The sequence below is a fragment of the Pseudomonas sp. E315 genome (assembly GCF_055406205.1).
Genome location: NZ_JBUZPJ010000005.1, coordinates 202,987 through 220,611 on the forward strand (window position 1 = coordinate 202,987; position 17,625 = coordinate 220,611).

The window sequence follows — 17,625 nt, forward strand, 5'->3', positions numbered from 1 at the left end:
ATCTATGTAATACACACAGCGTTTTTTAGTGAGACGCCCATTGGCGCAACGCGGCTTTACGCTGTTCAAGGGGAAGTTTGCCGAGCTGCTCGACTTGGATATAAAACGCCTGCCAATCACCTGACGAGTGTTTAAACACGTTGGCGAACGCTGGCACCCATTGGTCGTACAGTCCAAATGGCAATAGCTTGGCGTTATTCATTGGCGTATTAACCCACGCATCAAAGCGACCATTTGAGCCCCACTGCTGGTCGCGCATCTGACGATACTCACGGCGCATTCGCTCAAACTCTTGAGCTTTTCGTTGACGCATCTCAGCTGCGTTCAATGGTTGCTCATAGAGCCGTTGCAGGCGCTCACGCGTATTAAGGACTAACGCTATAAATTGATCGCGCTGCTGTAGACCGCTGGCATTAGCAGCCGGTAAACCTTGAGCGATGCGCCACTGTCGAGTGCCTTCTTGTTCGACGAAGTTGGCGAAGGATTCATTGAACTCCGTATCGTCTTTCACATAAAACCGCTGATGCGCCAGCTCATGAAAAATCAATGAGGCCAATCGCTCATCTCCCCAATTGAGCATGGTGTTGAGGATCGGGTCATCAAACCAACCCAAGGTGGAATAGGCCTCAACCCCGCTGACAAAAACGTCCATGCCTTGCTGGCGTTGAAGCGCAGCTTCGCCGCGTGCGCCCCCTTGTGAGTAATAACCTCTGTAGGCCACACACCCGGCAATGGGAAAGCAATGCGTCACTGGGCTGAGGGAAAACTCTGGCGCTGCAAACACATTCCACACCACGTAAGGCCGCTCAAGGTCGGCGTACAGCCGATAGCTCTGGTTGTCGGGCAGGTGTAACTGTTGGCTGGCAAAGGTTCTGGCCGCTTGAGCTTTGCGTAAATGCTCACGTAGCGCGGGATCACGCTGGGGGTCTGCAATCACTTGGCTTACGGGTTCGCGAGCTTTTAACAATTGCCACTGGCCCGTGGCCAATTGCGAGTAATAACTCACACTGGAGCAGCCATTAAGCAGGGCCAATAGCAGCAAAGTGAACAGGTGGCGTGCAAACGGCTTCATAGGGTATCCAGTGGGGCTAATTCAGCACGGCTGATCAATACTCCAACAGGCGCTATGCTTATGCGCGCCCTACGCGGAGATCACTATGCGCCTGTTTTTGTTGTTGCTGATGGCCGGGCTGCTGAGCGCTTGTGCCAGCACCCCATTACCCAAACCTGATCCCGCATTGGCCTGGATCGACCTTGAAACTCAAACCGGCAGGTTAATCATGGCCGAGCGTCTGGATAATCAGCGCCTAAACGACGGCCGCTATTTTCAGGTCACGCCGGGCAGTCATGAACTGATGGTGCGTTTCGATTACGAGGTGTTTTTAGGCGGCATGGGCCTGTTCAGCGAGCCGCAGGAGCGCTTGTGCTACCTGACGCTCAACTACGCCGACTTCCAGCCCGGGCAGCATTATCGTTTACAGGCTCGCTCGCTGGGCTTTAACGCCTACGCCCGGCTGTACAACGCCGAAGGTAAGGTGGTGGCCGAGGAGCGGCTGGTGAACTGCTTGCCTTAAGGCTTAGCTGTCGTTCTTTTGGTAGATGATTTTTTTGGTGCCGTTTTCACACGTGCCCACCACCATGTTCTGGTCGTGAACTTCGTCGTTAGTCACCACTTCTAGCGTGTAAGACGACACGTTATTGGCTTGGATCTTGGCTTCGATTTCAGCCTTGAGCTCATCACAAGGCTTGGGGGCCGCGAATGCCGAGGTGGCCATAGCGCCGCAGATAACAGCTAGAGCAAAACGTTTCATGGTGAGACTCCCTTGATGCAGTACGCAAAGTCATAGACTGACGCGCTGGGTGATCATTCGATCACATTTGGCGCAGCGCAAGACTGATCTATCGCAGAGGTGTGCGAACTGTCCGGGCCAGCGCCCCTGCGCATGACAAGCAGGGGCGCATGTTGTTCATCCAGCGCCTTAGCTCAGCAACGTGGCGTCGAGGGTGATCTTGGCGTTAAGCACTTTGGATACCGGGCAGCCTTCTTTAGCTTTTTTGGTCAGCTCATCGAATTGTTGCTGAGTGGCGTTAGGAACTTTGGCCTTTAGGATCAGATGCACAGCGGTTATCGCAAAGCCACCCTCCACTTGATCCAGCGTAACTTCGGCCTGGGTATCAATGCTGTAGGCCTTAAGCCCGGCATCACCGAGAATCATCGACAACGCCATCGAGAAACAACCGGCATGGGCTGCCCCAATCAGTTCTTCAGGGTTTGTACCTTTGCCGCCCTCAAAACGCGCCTTAAAGCCATACGGAGCTTCACGCAGTACGCCCGTTTCAGTGGAAATGGAGCCAATACCGGTTTTAAGGTCGCCAGCCCAATGAGCCGATGCTGTTTTTTTGATACTCATGCGTGCCTCCTGAAGAACGGCGTGACGGTTTCACGCCTTGACTGGAGTTGTGAGGGTAGTCGGACACACAAAGTTCATCTTGTCGGACAAAACGCATTTTTTCGTGGCTCAAATCACAAGAGCCATTGAAACTCGGGTATATGCCCATATTGCTAACAACACTGGCAGACCAAGACGAGTACCTTGGTACTGCATCCCACCTGGAGTAGCCGACTGATGACACGCTTGTCTGATATCAAATTCTCGACCCTCGATCTGGTGCCTGTGCGTGAAAACGGCAGCGCAGCCCAGTCGTTGCGTAACTCGCTGGACTTGGCACAGCACGTCGAAAAGTTCGGCTACAACCGATTTTGGGTGGCTGAGCACCACAATATGGATGGCATCGCCAGCTCTGCGACTTCGGTGCTGATCGGTTATCTGGCGGGTGGCACCTCAACCATTCGCGTTGGCTCGGGCGGCATTATGTTGCCCAACCATGCGCCCTTGGTGATTGCTGAGCAGTTCGGCACGCTTGAAAGCCTTTACCCGGGGCGAATTGATCTGGGGCTTGGCCGCGCGCCGGGTTCAGACCAAATGACAGCCCGCGCCCTGCGCCGTGAGCGCTCTGGCAGCGCTGATGAGTTCCCTGAAGATGTGGCCGAATTAATACGCTATTTAGGCCCGCGAACCCCGGATCAGCGAATCATCGCCATGCCAGGCACGGGCACCAACGTCCCGGTCTGGTTGCTGGGCTCAAGCCTGTTCAGTGCGCAATTGGCAGGCGAGCGCGGCCTGCCTTATGCCTTCGCCTCACATTTCGCACCACGCCTTATGCACGAAGCGATTCGGGTGTATCGCAACTATTTCAAACCTTCGGCGGTGCTCGACAAGCCCTATGTCATGTTGGGTGTGCCGCTGGTAGCCGCCGATACCGATGAGCAAGCCGATTACTTGGCAACCTCGGTATACCAACGCATTTTGGCGTTGATGCGCGGGCAAAGTTTGGTGCAGCGCCCGCCGGTCAAGACAATGGATGGGCTATGGCTGCCCCACGAAAAAGACGCCGTGATGAGCTTTCTCGGCCTGGCGATGGTCGGCAGCCCAAAGAAAATACGCGCCAACTTGAAAATGCTGGTTGAGCAAACACAGGCTGACGAACTGATTTTTACCTGCGACTTGTATGAACACGCTGACCGCATTCATTCCTATGAATTGCTGGCACAGGTGATGAAGCAGGATTAACGCAAAAACTGTAGCAGCCCGCTTGCTCGCGCTATTGGCGAGTCGGTGTTTCAGGTGAGCTGTGCGGGTGCTCTGGCGAGCAAGCTCACTTCTACACAGTGATGAAATAAAAAGCCGACCCTTGGGTCGGCTTTGTCGTCTTCGGGGTGGTTAGCCGCGCTTGTAGACGATTTCTTTGGTGCCACCTTCGCAACTGCCCACGACTTTACCGTCTGCCGAGGCGCCTTTGTCGACGACTGTCAGCGAATACTGCGGGACACCGTTGGCTTCAATCTTTGCGGCGATTTCGCCTTTTAGCTCTTCGCAAGGCTTGCCCGCTGCGAACGCTGTGCCCGCCAAGCTCAGCAAACCTACAGCTAATAAAATCTTTTTCATCGGTCAAATCCCCAGATCAAAACAAAAGGGTGCGACGCGCTTACGCAGCATCGCACCCAGACGGTGTAGCGGACTTTATGGCAAACGGCCAGCCCGTAAGTTCAAAAGGTTTGTATCAATCAGCTGCTGGCGATGCGGAAACCGACCTTCAGAGTCACTTGGTAGTGCGCCACTTTGCCGTCCTTGATGTGGCCACGGGTGTCGATAACCTCGAACCACTCAAGGTGCTTGATGCTTTTATTGGCCTCAGCCAGTGCATTACTGATCGCATCTTCTATGCTGCTCGGGGACGAGCCTACCAGTTCGACTTTTTTGTAGGTGTGATGATCAGACATAACATTCTCCTTTGTCGTAAATCAAAGCCTAGCAGCGAATCTGCTGAATACTTCGTGATCGATTTAAAAGGAAAAGTTCAGGTTTTCTGCACTTTCTGAAATCACTGGAGTCGGAGTTAACACGTACCTCACTCATCAATGCAGGAGAGCCCTAATGGCTAGCAATTCTTTACGTAAAGCCTCATTGCAAAGCATGGAAGCTGAGATCGAGAGCCTGCTCAAGTCTCTGGAAAGCCTGAAGGACGACGCGTCTGACGAGTCCAAAAAGACCCTCAAGGCACTTAAAGGCAACGCTGAAAATGCACTCAAGCATTCCCGTCATCTGCTCAGCGACGCCTATGAAGAAGTGAAGGACAAAACCCGCGAAACGGCCATCGCCACCCGCGAATATGCTCAAGAGCACCCATACGCCACGGCGGGTGTTGCCATCGGCGCGCTGGGTTTGCTGGCGGCATACCTGATGTGCAAACGCGGTAACTAAACCGCGTTACGCGCAAGCTCAGCCTTGAGCCACTGCGCCAGTTGCCGGGCGCGCCCATCTGCGGCGCGCTTGGGCAACCACAACGCCAGCTGCGCCGGCGTTTCGTTAAAGCCCCACGGTGCAATCAAGCGCCCTGCTCGCAGGTCCTCAGCCACTAATGGCTCGGGGGCAATCGCTACACCCAGCCCCGCCACAGCCGCTTCAAGCAAGTAATACAAATGCTCAAAACCTTGCCCGTATTTCAAATCCTTGGGTTCGATAGCGTTTTGCTGCGCCCAACTGGGCCATGCCTGGGGCCGCGAAGTGGTGTGCAATAACGGCTCGTGCACCAAGGCAGTTGCAGGGGCTTGTGACAATTGTGCATAGCGCGCGTAACGCGGGCTCAGCACCGGGCCAATTCGCTCGCTCGCCAACTCATACACCTGCATATCAGCCGGCCAAGGTGGCTCGGCAAACACCAGCAACGCGTCTAGCCCGGGTCGGCGAGGGTCAAGATCACCTTCACCCGCCGACAGGTGCAAACGTAAATCTGGCAAATCTGCATTCAATCGGCCTAAACGCGGAATAAACCAGCGCGCCAGCAAACTGCCCGAGCAACCGAGCACAAATGGGGCGTTGTCCTGAGTTTGTGTGATCTCTGCACACACATTACGCAAGCGATCAAAAGCTTCGCTACTGGCATCTCGCAGACGAATCCCCGCCTCGGTAAGCCTCAAGCCCCGGCCTTCCTTGACGAACAGGCTCACTCCCAAGTGTTCTTCAAGCACTTTAAGTTGCCGGCTTACGGCGCTGTGAGTGACGTTTAGCTGCTCAGCCGCCTGGCTGACGCTGTTCAGGCGTGCAGTGGCTTCAAAGGCGCGCAAGGCATTTAAGGGAGGAAGGTCGCGGCTCATGGTATCTGTGAGTTTTCCTGACAGGTTGCGGCGATCTTATCGGTTTTCATCTGTAACTGTCGCGGGTAAAGTCAGGCCCATCGACCTTCGTACCTCTTTATCTGGAGCGTCACATGACTCAATCAACTTTGCGCAACGGCCCAGACGCCAATGGCCTGTTCGGCTCATTTGGCGGCCGCTACGTCGCAGAAACCCTGATGCCGCTGATCCTTGATCTGGACCGCGAGTATGAGCTGGCCAAAAAAGACCCTGAGTTCATCAAAGAACTGGCCTACTTCCAGCGCGACTATGTGGGCCGCCCAAGCCCGCTGTATTTCGCTGAGCGCCTGACCGAGTTCTGTGGCGGCGCCAAAATTTACCTCAAGCGCGAAGAGCTGAACCACACCGGCGCGCACAAGATCAATAACTGCATTGGCCAGATCCTGCTGGCGCGTCGCATGGGTAAAAAACGCATCATTGCCGAGACGGGCGCAGGCATGCACGGCGTGGCCACAGCCACTGTGGCAGCCCGCTTTGGTCTGCAATGCGTGATCTACATGGGCACCACCGACATCGAACGCCAGCAGGCCAACGTATTTCGCATGAAGTTGCTGGGGGCAGAAGTCATCCCGGTAGTGGCGGGCACCGGCACCCTCAAAGATGCGATGAACGAAGCCCTGCGTGATTGGGTGACCAACGTCGACAGCACCTTTTACCTGATCGGCACTGTGGCAGGCCCGCACCCTTACCCGGCGATGGTGCGCGACTTCCAGGCCGTGATCGGCAAAGAAACCCGCGACCAGATGCAGGCTCAAGAAGGCCGTCTGCCAGACAGCCTGGTCGCGTGCATTGGGGGTGGCTCCAACGCGATGGGCCTGTTCCACCCGTTTTTGGATGACACCAGCGTTGAAATCATCGGCGTGGAAGCTGCCGGTTATGGCATCGAAACCGGCAAGCACGCGGCCAGCCTCAATGGCGGCGAGCCGGGCGTGCTGCACGGCAACCGGACCTTCCTGCTGCAAGACGACGATGGCCAGATCATCGACGCGCACTCAATTTCTGCGGGGCTGGACTACCCAGGCATCGGCCCTGAACATGCGTGGTTGCATGATATCCGCCGCGTCGAATACACCTCGGTGACTGACGCCCAAGCACTGGATGCGTTCCACAAGTGCTGCCGTCTTGAAGGCATCATCCCGGCACTTGAAAGCGCCCATGCGCTGGCCGAAGTGTTCAAGCGTGCACCGACCCTGCCCGCCGATCACCTGATGGTGGTCAACCTGTCTGGCCGAGGCGACAAAGACATGCAAACCGTGATGCACCACATGGAACAGTCTCAACAAGAGCACTCCCAGCAGGAGAAACACTGATGAGCCGCCTGCAAACGCGCTTTGCCGAACTCAAAGAACAAAACCGCGCCGCACTGGTGACGTTTGTAACCGCCGGTGACCCGGATTACGACACTTCGCTGGCCATCCTGAAAGGCCTGCCAGCCGCAGGCGCAGACGTGATCGAACTGGGCATGCCCTTCACCGATCCAATGGCGGATGGCCCCGCCATTCAGTTGGCCAATATTCGGGCGCTGGGCGCCAAACAAAATCTGGCAAAAACCCTGCAAATGGTTCGCGAATTCCGCGAAGGCAACAGCGACACGCCGCTGGTGCTGATGGGTTATTTCAATCCGATTCACCACTACGGTGTGCCTAAGTTTATTGCTGACGCCAAAGCGGCAGGCGTAGACGGCATGATCGTGGTCGACATGCCACCGGAGCACAACAGCGAGCTGTGCGACCCGGCACAAGCGGCAGGCTTAGACTTCATTCGCCTGACCACGCCGACCACCGATGATGCGCGCCTGCCTAAAGTGCTGACCGGCAGCTCGGGCTTTGTGTATTACGTGTCGGTGGCGGGTGTAACGGGTGCAGGTTCTGCGACCACAGAACAAGTGAGCGAAGCCATTGCGCGCCTGCGACGTCACACTGATTTACCGATCAGCGTGGGCTTTGGCATTCGTACCCCGGAGCAGGCAGCGGCGATTGCACGCTTGGCAGATGGCGTCGTGGTAGGTTCGGCGTTAATCGACAAAATCGAAAATGCAGCCACACCGGATCAAGCGGTAGATGGCGTATTAAGCTTGTGCGCAGCCTTGGCCGAAGGGGTGCGTAAAGCGCGTCAGAGCTAACACCCTAACCTGAAGGAACGAGCCTGCTCGCGATGAAAACACCTCGGTTTATTTGAAACACCGACGTGTTGCCATCGCGAGCAAGCTGACGCTTACAAAAAACTATTTTTGCGTCCCGTCATCGTGTTGCAAGTTGGCTTGGGTCAAGTTGCAGCCCGCAGGCACGCTGCGAGTCAGCCACACGTTGCCGCCAATGGTTGAACCCTTGCCAATGGTGATGCGCCCCAAAATCGTGGCACCGGCATAAATCACCACGTCGTCCTCCACAATCGGGTGGCGCGGATGACCTTTTTGCAATTGCCCCGATTCGTCGGCCGGGAAGCGTTTGGCTCCCAACGTCACCGCCTGATAAATACGCACACGTTCGCCGATGATCGCGGTTTCGCCGATCACCACGCCTGTTCCGTGGTCGATAAAAAAGCTGCGGCCAATCTGAGCGCCGGGATGGATGTCGATGCCAGTGGCCGAATGGGCAATCTCTGCGCTGATACGCGCCAGCAGCGGTAAGCCTGCGCGATACAAGTGATGCGCCAGTCGGTGGTGAATCACCGCCAAAATCCCCGGATAGCACAGCAACACTTCATCAACACTGCGCGCAGCCGGATCGCCGTGATAGGCCGCCAATACGTCAGTGTCCAAAATGCTGCGCAAGCCGGGTAAGGCCAGCGCAAAATCCTGAATCAACAACGTCGCCGTTGCGCCAACACCCTCATCAGGCTCGCCGCTTTGACGTGCCGCGTAACGCAACTCCAGCTTGGCTTGGGCCAACAGGGCATTGAGCGCCACATCGAGGGTGTGCCCGACGTAGAAGTCTTCGCTCTCTTCGCGCAGGTCTACAGGCCCCAAACGCATCGGGAACAATGCGCCGCACAGCGCTTCTAGGATTTCGGCCATCGCGGCCCGGGATGGCAGCTCGCGCCCACCGAGTTCGCCGCTGACTCGACCATTTTGCGTACGCCACTGGTTTCGCGCCGTTCGCAGCTGGCTGACGATGGTTTGCAACTGCCAAGGATTGGAACGTTCGCTCACGATGAATACTCCGCAGGCCAGCGGCTGGGTTAACCGGCCGCAAATGGCAGTGATTTTACGCCATCAAAAGCGGTCGGACTCGTCCAATTACTGATTAAGGCCGACGCTGACGGTATAACCGCCAACTCAGGGCAACAATCACCAGCAATGCCAACGCGCCCAACACCACTGCACTCAAACCGTTGTAACTGAAAAAGGGCTTCTCGATCCGCACATAACCGGGTTCGGTAAACAGTTGGCGCAGTGCTGTATTGGCCTGCTCCAAGCTCACAGCCTGCAAGCGTTTGGTCGGGTCAGCAAAACGCCCTTCGTCGTAATCCGCCAGTGCGCTCCAGTAATAATCAGCCAGCGCGCTGTTGCCCTGCACGGCCCACGCCTGACGTGCGATGGCAGCGCTCTTGAGCCGAGCAAAAACCTGCGGGTCTAACCCATCCTTAAGCAGTTGCGCCTTCATGCGCTCAATGACTTGCCGCGCCTGGGGCACATCATCGTGTTCAAGGTCAGCGTTAAGGCTTAAAAAGCCAACGCCGCCAAACACTTCTCGCTCTGCCCAAGGCCCGTAGGACAACCCATGCTTGAGCCTAAGCTCGCTGTACAGCGACCACTCCAGATAATCCTTGAGCAAATCCCAAGTTTCATCGCTTTGGCCTTCAATCACAGGTTCTGGCAGCAGCCAATGCAACTTGGCGGTATTACCCACCACGCCCCTAATCAGCTCACGTTCGGTATCAGCCTTGCTTTCGATGGCGGGCAACGGCAAGTGCTCGCTGGGCTCCACGGGCTCAAGGGAGCCATAGGTGCGCTCCAGATACGCGGGCAACAAACGATCCAATTCCCCGACGACAATCAAGGTCATGTTATTGGGCGCATACCAATGTTCTCGCACGGCTTCTAGTTGCTGACGGGTCAGGTTATGTACTTCGGCGCGCTCGGCACACTTAAGGCCCAGCTCAACCGCCAGTTGATTACTGGCGCTGTGGCCCAAGTCCTGACGATCCAACCAGCGTTGCAAGTGCGAATAATGGCCGCCATCTTCGCGCTCAACCACTTTCTTAGCCTCGGCAATGCGCTGATCGGTCAGTTGGCTTTGGGTGATAAGGCTGAGCAGCAGGTCGAGGATCTTGCGCTGATTTTTAGCGGGGGCTTCGATCACAAAGGTGGTGTCGGCATGGCTGGTAAACGCGTTCCACTCGCCACCCATTGCCTGCATGCGCTCTTCCAGCCCGCCTTCACCGCTGTCGTCGATGCCGCTGAACAACAAATGCTCCAGCAAATGGGGCAACTGTTGATCGGCGCAGCTGAAGTCATCCAGCCCTACACCCACCACCAAGCGAATTGCCACATGCCCGCGCTCGCTGCCCGGTTTGAGGATCAATTGCAGCCCATTGGGCAGTTGATAACCTTCAACGCTGTAACGATCAAGGGCAAAGCTTTGAACGGCGCCCAGCAACAGGCAGATGAACAACAGGCAACGCATAAAAAATCCCTGAATCCGTATGGGGAGCGTGGAGCAGTCTGTGCAGGTTAGTCGCTGCATAAGGACTGACAACTCCCCAGCGGGCAACGTTCAAGGCGAATGTGTGGTGTCGGCTGTTTCATCAGGTTCAAGTACGCCAGTTTCAGAGGTTTCGAGGACTACATAAGCGCTGCCACAAAACAGTGAGTTGAGGCGTTGCATGTCGGCAATCAGTTCCAGGTGCATTGAGCTGGTTTCGATGCTTTGGGTGATCTTGCGCTGCAAACGACTGACATGGGCATGGGCCAAGCGCCGCTCCTGAGCGCGAAAACGACGTTTTTCGCGTAGTAATTGGCGCGCGCTTTGTGGGTCGGAACTGAGAAATACCGTCAGACCAAGTCGCAGGTTGTCGATCAACTGGCTTTGCAGGCCCACTAACTCCTCCAACCCCACGTCGGAAAAAGAGCGCCGCTGCGACGTTTTTTGCTGCTGCACTTTACGCAGCATGCGTTCGATCAAGTCGCTGGCGAGTTTGAGGTTGATGGCCAGCTCAATGATTTCAGCCCAGCGTCGGCTGTCCTGTTCGCTCAAGTCTTCACGGGGCATTTGTGCCAGATAGAGTTTGACCGCGCTGTACAGCACCTCAACGTCATCGCCCAAGGTGCGCATTTGTTGGGTGATGGCTGTTTGTTTGCCGCGTAACACGTCGAGCATGTTCACCAGCATGTTGTCGATCAAGTCGCCAATGCGCAGGGTTTCACGCACGGCATTGGCCAGCGCCAAGCTGGGCGTTTCGAGCGCTGTAGGGTCTAGATGGCGCGGTTTTACTGTGCCGTTGGCGGGTTCGCGATCAGGCAATAACCAGGCGCAGATCCGCGCCATTGGGCCTACGGTGGGCAGCATCAAAAAGCAGCGGATGGTGTTGTAGAGCAGGTGAAAACCGATCACCAACTCTTGCGCGCTATAGCTGAGCGTGTCCATCCAGGTCACCAACGGGGTGAGCACAGGAATGATCAGCAGCAAGCCAATGAGTTTGTACAGCAAGCTGCCCAGCGCTACTTGCCGCCCGGCTGCGTTTTGCATGCTGGTGCTCAAGAACGCCAATACGCCACTGCCGATGTTGGCACCAATCACCAAACCAATGGCCACCGGCAAACTGATGACGCCCGCTCCGGCAAGCGTTGCCGTTAGCAGCACAGCGGCAAGGCTTGAATAAGACACCATCGCGAAGAGCGCGCCGATTAAAGCATCGAGCAGAATGTCGCCGGTCAGCGAGGCAAAAATAACCTTCACGCCTTGGGCGTGGGTGATGGGCGCCGCAGCTTCGACAATCAGCTGCAACGCCAAAATAATCAGGCCCAAACCAATACCCACTCGGCCTAACTGCCCGGCACGGGTTTGCTTGCGCGACAGAAAGAAGATCACACCCAAAAAGATCAGCAGCGGCGACAACCACGACAGGTCAAACGTGAGCACTCGCGCCATTAAGGCGGTCCCCACATCGGCGCCGAGCATGGTGGCCAATGCCGGGGTGAGCGCCATCAGCCCTTGGCCCACAAACGAGGTAACCAGCATGGCCGTGGCGTTACTGCTTTGCACCATCGAGGTGACCACGATACCGGCGACAAAGGCCAGCATGCGCTTGGAGACGTTCTGCCCAATCACATGACGCAGGTTTGAGCCATAGACCCGCAAAATGCCGGTCCGAACAATGTGCGTGCCCCAGATCAGCAAGGCCACAGCAGAAAGCAGATTAAGCAGGGTCAGCATGCGGGCTCCCTGTGTGATGGATGCCCACGTGGGCTAGATCAAAAGAGCTGCGAGCCTTTTCTACAGGTACTTCATAAGCTGTAGTCGGCTATTGAGCAGTGCGCCAGCATCGCATAGCTGGCGCAGTGTTGAAACATTTCAGAAACATCTACCCGATCACTCAGCTGTAGGAGCGGGCTTGCTCGCGATACGGTGTTCATTCTTTACCGTGTTGAAACCATCGAGAGCAAGCTCACTCCTACACCCTCTCTGCTGTGATTTAGAGCGTGCTGAACAGTGGGAATGTGCCCAGTAGCAACGCCGCCACCAAGATGCACACGCACACCAACACAGCCCATTTGAGGGTGAAGCGCTGGTGATCGCCGAACTCAATACCGGCCAACGCCACCAGCAAGTAGGTCGATGGCACCAGCGGGCTGAGCAAATGCACCGGCTGACCAACAATGGAAGCACGAGCCATTTCGGCAGCCGTGATGCCGTAGTGGCTGGCCGCCTCTGCCAATACCGGCAGTACGCCGTAGTAGAAGGCGTCGTTGGACATGAAGAAGGTAAAGAGCATGCTCACCAACGCGGTGATCACGGCCAAGTAGGGCCCCAGCTCAGGCGGGATTACAGCCAGTAAGCTTTTGGACATGGCATCGACCATGCCAGTGCCCGACAGGATGCCGGTGAAAATCCCGGCAGCGAAAATCAGCCCTACCACCGCCAATACGCTGCCCGAATGGGCGGCAACACGGTCTTTTTGCTGCTGCAGACACGGGTAGTTAACGATCATTGCAATGCTGAACGCGACCATGAACAGCACCGGCAATGGCAGCAGGCCCGCAATCAGCGCAACCATCAACGCCAACGTCAGCGCGCCGTTGAACCAGATCAGTTTAGGGCGGCGGGCATCAGGGTATTGCGACACGCTGATTTCGCTGTGATCGATTTCATCACCTTGCAAATGCAGCTCACCCAAGCGCGCTCGTTCGCGCAGACCATAGAACCAGGCGATGGCCAGAATGGCGACGCAACCTGCCAGCATGGCCGGGATCATGGGCACGAAGATATCGGAAGGGTCGACATGCAAGGCGCTGGCGGCGCGGGCAGTCGGGCCGCCCCACGGCGTCATGTTCATCACACCGCCCGCCAGAATGATCAGCCCCGCCATGATGCGCGGGCTCATGCCGATGCGGCTGTAGAGCGGCAGCATGGCGGCAACGCAAATCATGTAAGTGGTCGCGCCGTCGCCATCCAGAGACACCACTAACGCCAGCACGGCAGTACCGACTGCAATCTTCAGCGGGTCGCCTTTAACCAACTTGAGGATCTTACGCACGGCCGGGTCAAACAGGCCCGAGTCGATCATCAGCGCGAAATAGAGAATGGCAAACATCAGCATCACACCCGTGGGGGCGAGCTTGGTGATGCCCTCGAGCATCATTGGGCCGATTTTTGGCGCGAAACCGCCGAAGACCGCAAACAGGATAGGCACCAGAATCAAGGCAATCAGTGCCGATAGGCGCTTGGTCATGATCAAGTACATGAACGTAATGACCATGGCAAAGCCAAGGAAGGTCAGCATAAAAAATCACCATTGTTATTGTTGTTAATTGGGCGCTAACAGCGTGTTGCACAACTGTTCAGGCCAGCCGGTCTATTGCCGGTAGTGACGGGATGCTAGTGATGAATTCTTTCAGCCAGCTTTCGGCGGTGAAATATCTGAATACTGTCGCGTAAAAGAGCGAGCTGAATCGATGCAACAACCCGCGCCAGACCACTGGTAGCAGCACTTTCCTGCACGTTGGCTACTGTCTAATCAGAGGCTGGCTGTTGTGTGCCCGCTCTCGTGCGAAGGAAACTCCCTGTGATTTTTTTCAAATCGACCGGCGCGCCACCGCATCGGCGTTCAACCAAGGTGTTGAGCAGGCTGGCCGGCACACTGTTGCTGCTTTATTTCACGTCTGCTGCGGCGTTTCAGGTGTACAGCCATACCGATGCCAATGGCGTGGTGACGTACAGCGAGCGCCCAGCCAAGCCTGCCAAAGTGGTCAGCCCCCAAAAGCGCTGGGTGCCAGACAACCCCGCGCTGGGTTATGTGCCGGGGCAAAGCCTGATCCAAAATCGCCCACGCGCAGCGTTGGCGGCGCCAATCATGCCGTGGGTTGCACAAGGTGAGTTTTACCCTTTCCCGTGGCGAGGTGGGCCGTTCCGCCTGTCACAAGGGCCGGGAGGCTCTTACAGCCATCAGGACATCAGAAGCCGCTACGCGATGGACATTGCCATGCCTGAAGGCACGCCAATCGTGGCGGCACGGGCTGGGCGTGTCATGGACTTTGAGAACAACCAGTTCGGCGCCGGGCCTAATCCTTCGGGCAACTTTGTGCGGGTTTTGCACAGCGATGGCAGCACCGGCGTGTACCTGCATTTGACCCGAGGTTCGGTCAGGGTGAAGGTCGGCCAAATGGTAGGGCTGGGGACGTTGCTGGCGTTGTCCGGTAATACCGGCCACAGCAATGGGCCGCATCTGCACTTTGTGGTGCAGCGCAACTCAGGCGCAGGGTGGGTGTCGGTTCCGTTTCAATTCATGCAACCGCTGCAAAACCAGCCGAACTTTGCGCTCGGCGGGCGTTAGCAGGGTTTCGGTTAACTTGTAGTAGCAGCTGCCGTCGGCAGCTGCTACTCATCATCTTTGGCTCAATCGAGCTTCAAGACTTTGGCCAAGACAATTTTCGGGCCTTTCATCTTTTTGATAATGATGCGCAGGCCTTCAACTTCCAGCAGTTCTTCTTCTTCGGGCACCCGCTTGAGGGTGTCGTAGATCAAGCCCGCAACGGTTTCAGCTTCGACGTGATCCAGATCGACACCCAACAGGCGTTCAATCTTGAACAGTGGCGTATCGCCTCGCACCAGCAGTTTGCCCGGCTGGTACGACAAGATGCCGCGCTCGGCTTTGCGGTGTTCGTCTTGAATGTCGCCTACCAGCACTTCCAGCACGTCTTCCATTGTCAGGTAACCAACCACTTTGCCGTCGGCCTCTTCGACCAACGCAAAGTGCGCGCCACCTTTACGGAACTGCTCCAACAACTGCGACAGCGGCATGTGGCGCGAAACGCGCTCCAGCGGGCGGGTCAGTTCTTCAAGGTTGAACATCTCGGGCAAGTGATCAAGGTCTGCCAGTTCAAGCAGCAGGTCTTTGATGTGCAACAAGCCTACGAAGGTGTTGTGCTCAGCGTCGTACACCGGATAACGGCTGTACTTGTGACGACGGAACAAGGCAAGGATCTCTTTAAGCGGCGCTTTGGAGTCCAGCGTCACGAGGTCTTCGCGGGAGTTGGCCCAGTCGACCACTTCCAGCTCGCCCATTTCAACAGCAGAGGCCAGCACTCGCATGCCTTGGTCGCTCGGGTCTTGACCACGGCTGGAGTGCAGAATCAGTTTGAGTTCTTCACGGCTGTAAGCGTGATCGTGATGCGCGCCGGGTTCACCTTGGCCAGCAACCCGCAAAATAGCGTTGGCGCTGGCGTTAAGCAGGTAAATGGCCGGGTACATGGCCCAGTAAAAGAGGTACAGCGGCACAGCGGTCCAGAGCGACAAAAGCTCGGGTTTGCGGATCGCCCATGACTTGGGGGCCAGCTCGCCGACCACGATGTGCAGGTAAGAAATGATGAAGAAGGCGGCAAAGAACGACACACCTTTGACCACTTCTGCCGACTCAACGCCGATGGCGCTCAGCAGCGGTTCCAGCAAGTGCGCAAACGCAGGTTCACCGACCCAACCCAGACCCAGCGAGGCGAGTGTGATACCTAGCTGACACGCTGACAGGTAAGCGTCGAGTTGGTTGTGAACAGTGCGCAGGATTTGTCCGCGCCAGCCGTTAACTTCTGCGATGGCCTCGACCCGGGTCGAGCGCAGTTTGACCATGGCAAATTCCGCCGCAACGAAGAAGCCGTTGAGCAAAACCAGGATCAGTGCAAAAAGAATCATGCCGAAGTCGGCAAAGAGTGTCGCGAGGGTAAAACCAGGGGAAGGGTCCATGATGGAGTTTTAAGGGTTCCGTTATTTCGAATAGGGATTAAGGTTCAAATACCTGAAAAACAGGCACAGGTCGAGCAATGTACTGGCTGATGCGGCCCTTGCCTAGTAGGCAAAAGCTACAGGGGCTAGTCGGTCAGGCTAGTCAGGGTCATTTTTGCCACCTGAGTGGGAGCGAAATGGCAGGTAAAGGTGCTGCCATGACCCAAAACACTGCTGATTTCCAGCTTCCCGCGGTGACGTAACAGCACATGTTTGACGATGGCCAGCCCAAGCCCGGTGCCGCCGGTACTGGCGTTACGGCTGGAGTCCACGCGGTAGAAGCGCTCAGTCAGACGCGGCAAATGCTTGTTGTCGATGCCCACGCCCGAGTCCTGCACGCTCAAGTGCGCGCCTGACGCATCGGCCCACCAACGAATGCGAATACTGCCGCCATCGGGCGTGTATTTAACGGCGTTGAACACCAGATTGGAAAACGCACTGCGCAACTCGGCCTCACTGCCCTTGAGCGCAGCCTCGGCTTCAACGTCCAGCGTGATGGTTTGGTTGCGCTGGCCAGACAACGCCTGTGCATCGCCCTTGATTGAGCGCAACAAGGTATCCACAGCCACGGGCTGGTTGTCTGAGGGATAGTCCGTTGCTTCAAGCTTGGCCAGTAGCAACAGGTCGTTGAGCAAGGTTTGCATGCGCTCGCCTTGTTGCTGCATTTGCGACAACGGCCTCTTCCAGCGCGGGTTCACGTCGTCAACGTTGTCGAGCAGGGTTTCTAGATAACCGCAGATCACTGTCAGCGGCGTGCGCAACTCGTGGGAGACGTTGGCGATGAAGTCTTTGCGCATTTGCTCCAATTGATGCAGGCGCGTGACGTCCCGCACCAGCATCAGGTGTTCGTTGTTGCCGTAGCGGGTGATGTAGAGCTGGATGCGCAGGTGATCGTTAACCGGGGACGGAATATCCAGCGGTTCGGCGTAGTTACCGTTTTCGAAGTATTCCTTGAAGCGCGGGTGACGCACCAAGTTGCTGACTGGCTGGCCGCTGTCTTGAGGTGTTTTGAGCCCCAGCAAGGTCTCTGCGGCGCGGTTCCACCATTCGAGGTTGCCTTCGCTGTCGAGCATCACCACGGCGTCCTTGAGCGCTGCCGTGGACTCTTGCACGCGATCAATCACCGCTTGCAGGCGACCGCGTACCCGCTGGTCGCGCCGTTGCAGGTGGTAAATACTGTCGAACACTTCGCCCCACAGCCCGTAGCCATCAGGCGGCGCTTCATCGGGTTGGTGATGGCGTAGCCAATCGTGCAGGCGCAACAGTTGCTTAAGTGTCCAGCCCAGATAAAACGCCAGACCAACGGCCAGACTCCAGCCGTAATAGCCGCTGATCAGCCCGATCAACAGGCTGCCGGTGATTAGAAGCAACAAATGACGAATCAGAGTGCCATGCCAGTTTTGATTCACGTCGCGCGGATCCTTGCTTGCCGTT

The 17,625-nt window shown here is 56.6% G+C and carries 18 protein-coding genes; 6 read left to right on the plus strand and 12 right to left on the minus strand.

The window, feature by feature from the left end; translation table 11 throughout:
• Positions 1 to 25 precede the first annotated feature (25 nt).
• Complete coding sequence (locus ACZRJQ_RS09855; protein WP_463978170.1) at positions 26 to 1,072, minus strand: aminopeptidase; 1,047 nt, start codon at positions 1,070 to 1,072, stop codon at positions 26 to 28.
• Between the two features lie 85 nt (positions 1,073 to 1,157).
• Between ACZRJQ_RS09855 and ACZRJQ_RS09860 the strand changes: the two genes are divergently transcribed.
• Positions 1,158 to 1,574 (plus strand): PA0061/PA0062 family lipoprotein, encoded by a 417-nt coding sequence (locus ACZRJQ_RS09860; protein ID WP_463978171.1) that lies wholly within the window; start codon positions 1,158 to 1,160, stop codon positions 1,572 to 1,574.
• Positions 1,575 to 1,577: 3 nt separating this feature from the next.
• Here ACZRJQ_RS09860 and ACZRJQ_RS09865 read toward each other — a convergent pair whose 3' ends face one another.
• Entirely contained in the window at positions 1,578 to 1,811 is a 234-nt protein-coding gene (locus ACZRJQ_RS09865; RefSeq protein WP_463978172.1) for a DUF1161 domain-containing protein, read from the minus strand.
• A 168-nt stretch (positions 1,812 to 1,979) separates the two neighbouring features.
• Complete coding sequence (locus ACZRJQ_RS09870; RefSeq protein ID WP_463978173.1) at positions 1,980 to 2,411, minus strand: OsmC family protein; 432 nt, start codon at positions 2,409 to 2,411, stop codon at positions 1,980 to 1,982.
• Positions 2,412 to 2,627: 216 nt separating this feature from the next.
• Here ACZRJQ_RS09870 and ACZRJQ_RS09875 point away from each other — a divergent pair, with 216 nt between their 5' ends.
• Positions 2,628 to 3,632, plus strand: a complete 1,005-nt coding sequence (locus ACZRJQ_RS09875; RefSeq protein ID WP_463978174.1) for an LLM class flavin-dependent oxidoreductase — start codon at positions 2,628 to 2,630, stop codon at positions 3,630 to 3,632.
• Between the two features lie 150 nt (positions 3,633 to 3,782).
• Here ACZRJQ_RS09875 and ACZRJQ_RS09880 read toward each other — a convergent pair whose 3' ends face one another.
• On the minus strand, positions 3,783 to 4,007 hold the full coding sequence (locus ACZRJQ_RS09880; protein ID WP_463978175.1) for a DUF1161 domain-containing protein: 225 nt from the start codon (positions 4,005 to 4,007) through the stop codon (positions 3,783 to 3,785).
• 119 nt (positions 4,008 to 4,126) lie between these two features.
• Positions 4,127 to 4,342, minus strand: a complete 216-nt coding sequence (locus tag ACZRJQ_RS09885; protein WP_019828312.1) for a dodecin — start codon at positions 4,340 to 4,342, stop codon at positions 4,127 to 4,129.
• A 154-nt stretch (positions 4,343 to 4,496) separates the two neighbouring features.
• Between ACZRJQ_RS09885 and ACZRJQ_RS09890 the strand changes: the two genes are divergently transcribed.
• Positions 4,497 to 4,823, plus strand: coding sequence for an ElaB/YgaM/YqjD family protein (locus ACZRJQ_RS09890; protein ID WP_463978176.1), 327 nt, complete (start codon positions 4,497 to 4,499; stop codon positions 4,821 to 4,823).
• Here the strand turns inward: ACZRJQ_RS09890 and ACZRJQ_RS09895 are convergent.
• On the minus strand, positions 4,820 to 5,716 hold the full coding sequence (locus tag ACZRJQ_RS09895; RefSeq protein ID WP_463978177.1) for a LysR family transcriptional regulator: 897 nt from the start codon (positions 5,714 to 5,716) through the stop codon (positions 4,820 to 4,822). The genes ACZRJQ_RS09890 and ACZRJQ_RS09895 overlap by 4 nt on opposite strands.
• A 113-nt stretch (positions 5,717 to 5,829) precedes the next feature.
• Between ACZRJQ_RS09895 and trpB the strand changes: the two genes are divergently transcribed.
• Together trpB and trpA are read left to right on the plus strand one after the other, a co-directional pair.
• The gene (gene trpB / locus ACZRJQ_RS09900; protein ID WP_463978178.1) at positions 5,830 to 7,065 is read left to right on the plus strand and encodes a tryptophan synthase subunit beta; all 1,236 of its coding nucleotides are present in this window, start codon (positions 5,830 to 5,832) and stop codon (positions 7,063 to 7,065) included.
• On the plus strand, positions 7,065 to 7,877 hold the full coding sequence (trpA, locus tag ACZRJQ_RS09905; protein WP_463978179.1) for a tryptophan synthase subunit alpha: 813 nt from the start codon (positions 7,065 to 7,067) through the stop codon (positions 7,875 to 7,877). Before trpB ends, trpA begins: the two co-directional genes overlap by 1 nt.
• A 102-nt stretch (positions 7,878 to 7,979) precedes the next feature.
• Here the strand turns inward: trpA and epsC are convergent, their stop codons facing one another.
• From epsC to ACZRJQ_RS09925, 4 genes are all read right to left on the minus strand, one after another.
• On the minus strand, positions 7,980 to 8,906 hold the full coding sequence (epsC, locus tag ACZRJQ_RS09910; RefSeq protein ID WP_463978180.1) for a serine O-acetyltransferase EpsC: 927 nt from the start codon (positions 8,904 to 8,906) through the stop codon (positions 7,980 to 7,982).
• Between the two features lie 94 nt (positions 8,907 to 9,000).
• The gene (locus ACZRJQ_RS09915) at positions 9,001 to 10,383 is read right to left on the minus strand and encodes a M16 family metallopeptidase (protein WP_463978181.1); all 1,383 of its coding nucleotides are present in this window, start codon (positions 10,381 to 10,383) and stop codon (positions 9,001 to 9,003) included.
• Positions 10,384 to 10,473: 90 nt separating this feature from the next.
• Positions 10,474 to 12,132 (minus strand): Na/Pi cotransporter family protein, encoded by a 1,659-nt coding sequence (locus tag ACZRJQ_RS09920; protein ID WP_463978182.1) that lies wholly within the window; start codon positions 12,130 to 12,132, stop codon positions 10,474 to 10,476.
• A 259-nt stretch (positions 12,133 to 12,391) separates the two neighbouring features.
• Positions 12,392 to 13,699 (minus strand): CitMHS family transporter, encoded by a 1,308-nt coding sequence (locus ACZRJQ_RS09925; RefSeq protein WP_463978183.1) that lies wholly within the window; start codon positions 13,697 to 13,699, stop codon positions 12,392 to 12,394.
• Positions 13,700 to 14,032: 333 nt separating this feature from the next.
• Here ACZRJQ_RS09925 and ACZRJQ_RS09930 point away from each other — a divergent pair, with 333 nt between their 5' ends.
• Complete coding sequence (locus ACZRJQ_RS09930; RefSeq protein ID WP_463978299.1) at positions 14,033 to 14,749, plus strand: peptidoglycan DD-metalloendopeptidase family protein; 717 nt, start codon at positions 14,033 to 14,035, stop codon at positions 14,747 to 14,749.
• A 62-nt stretch (positions 14,750 to 14,811) separates the two neighbouring features.
• Here ACZRJQ_RS09930 and ACZRJQ_RS09935 read toward each other — a convergent pair whose 3' ends face one another.
• Together ACZRJQ_RS09935 and phoR are read right to left on the minus strand one after the other, a co-directional pair.
• Positions 14,812 to 16,152 (minus strand): hemolysin family protein, encoded by a 1,341-nt coding sequence (locus ACZRJQ_RS09935; RefSeq protein WP_463978184.1) that lies wholly within the window; start codon positions 16,150 to 16,152, stop codon positions 14,812 to 14,814.
• 125 nt (positions 16,153 to 16,277) lie between these two features.
• Entirely contained in the window at positions 16,278 to 17,600 is a 1,323-nt protein-coding gene (gene phoR, locus ACZRJQ_RS09940) for a phosphate regulon sensor histidine kinase PhoR (protein ID WP_463978185.1), read from the minus strand.
• Positions 17,601 to 17,625: the final 25 nt, after the last annotated feature.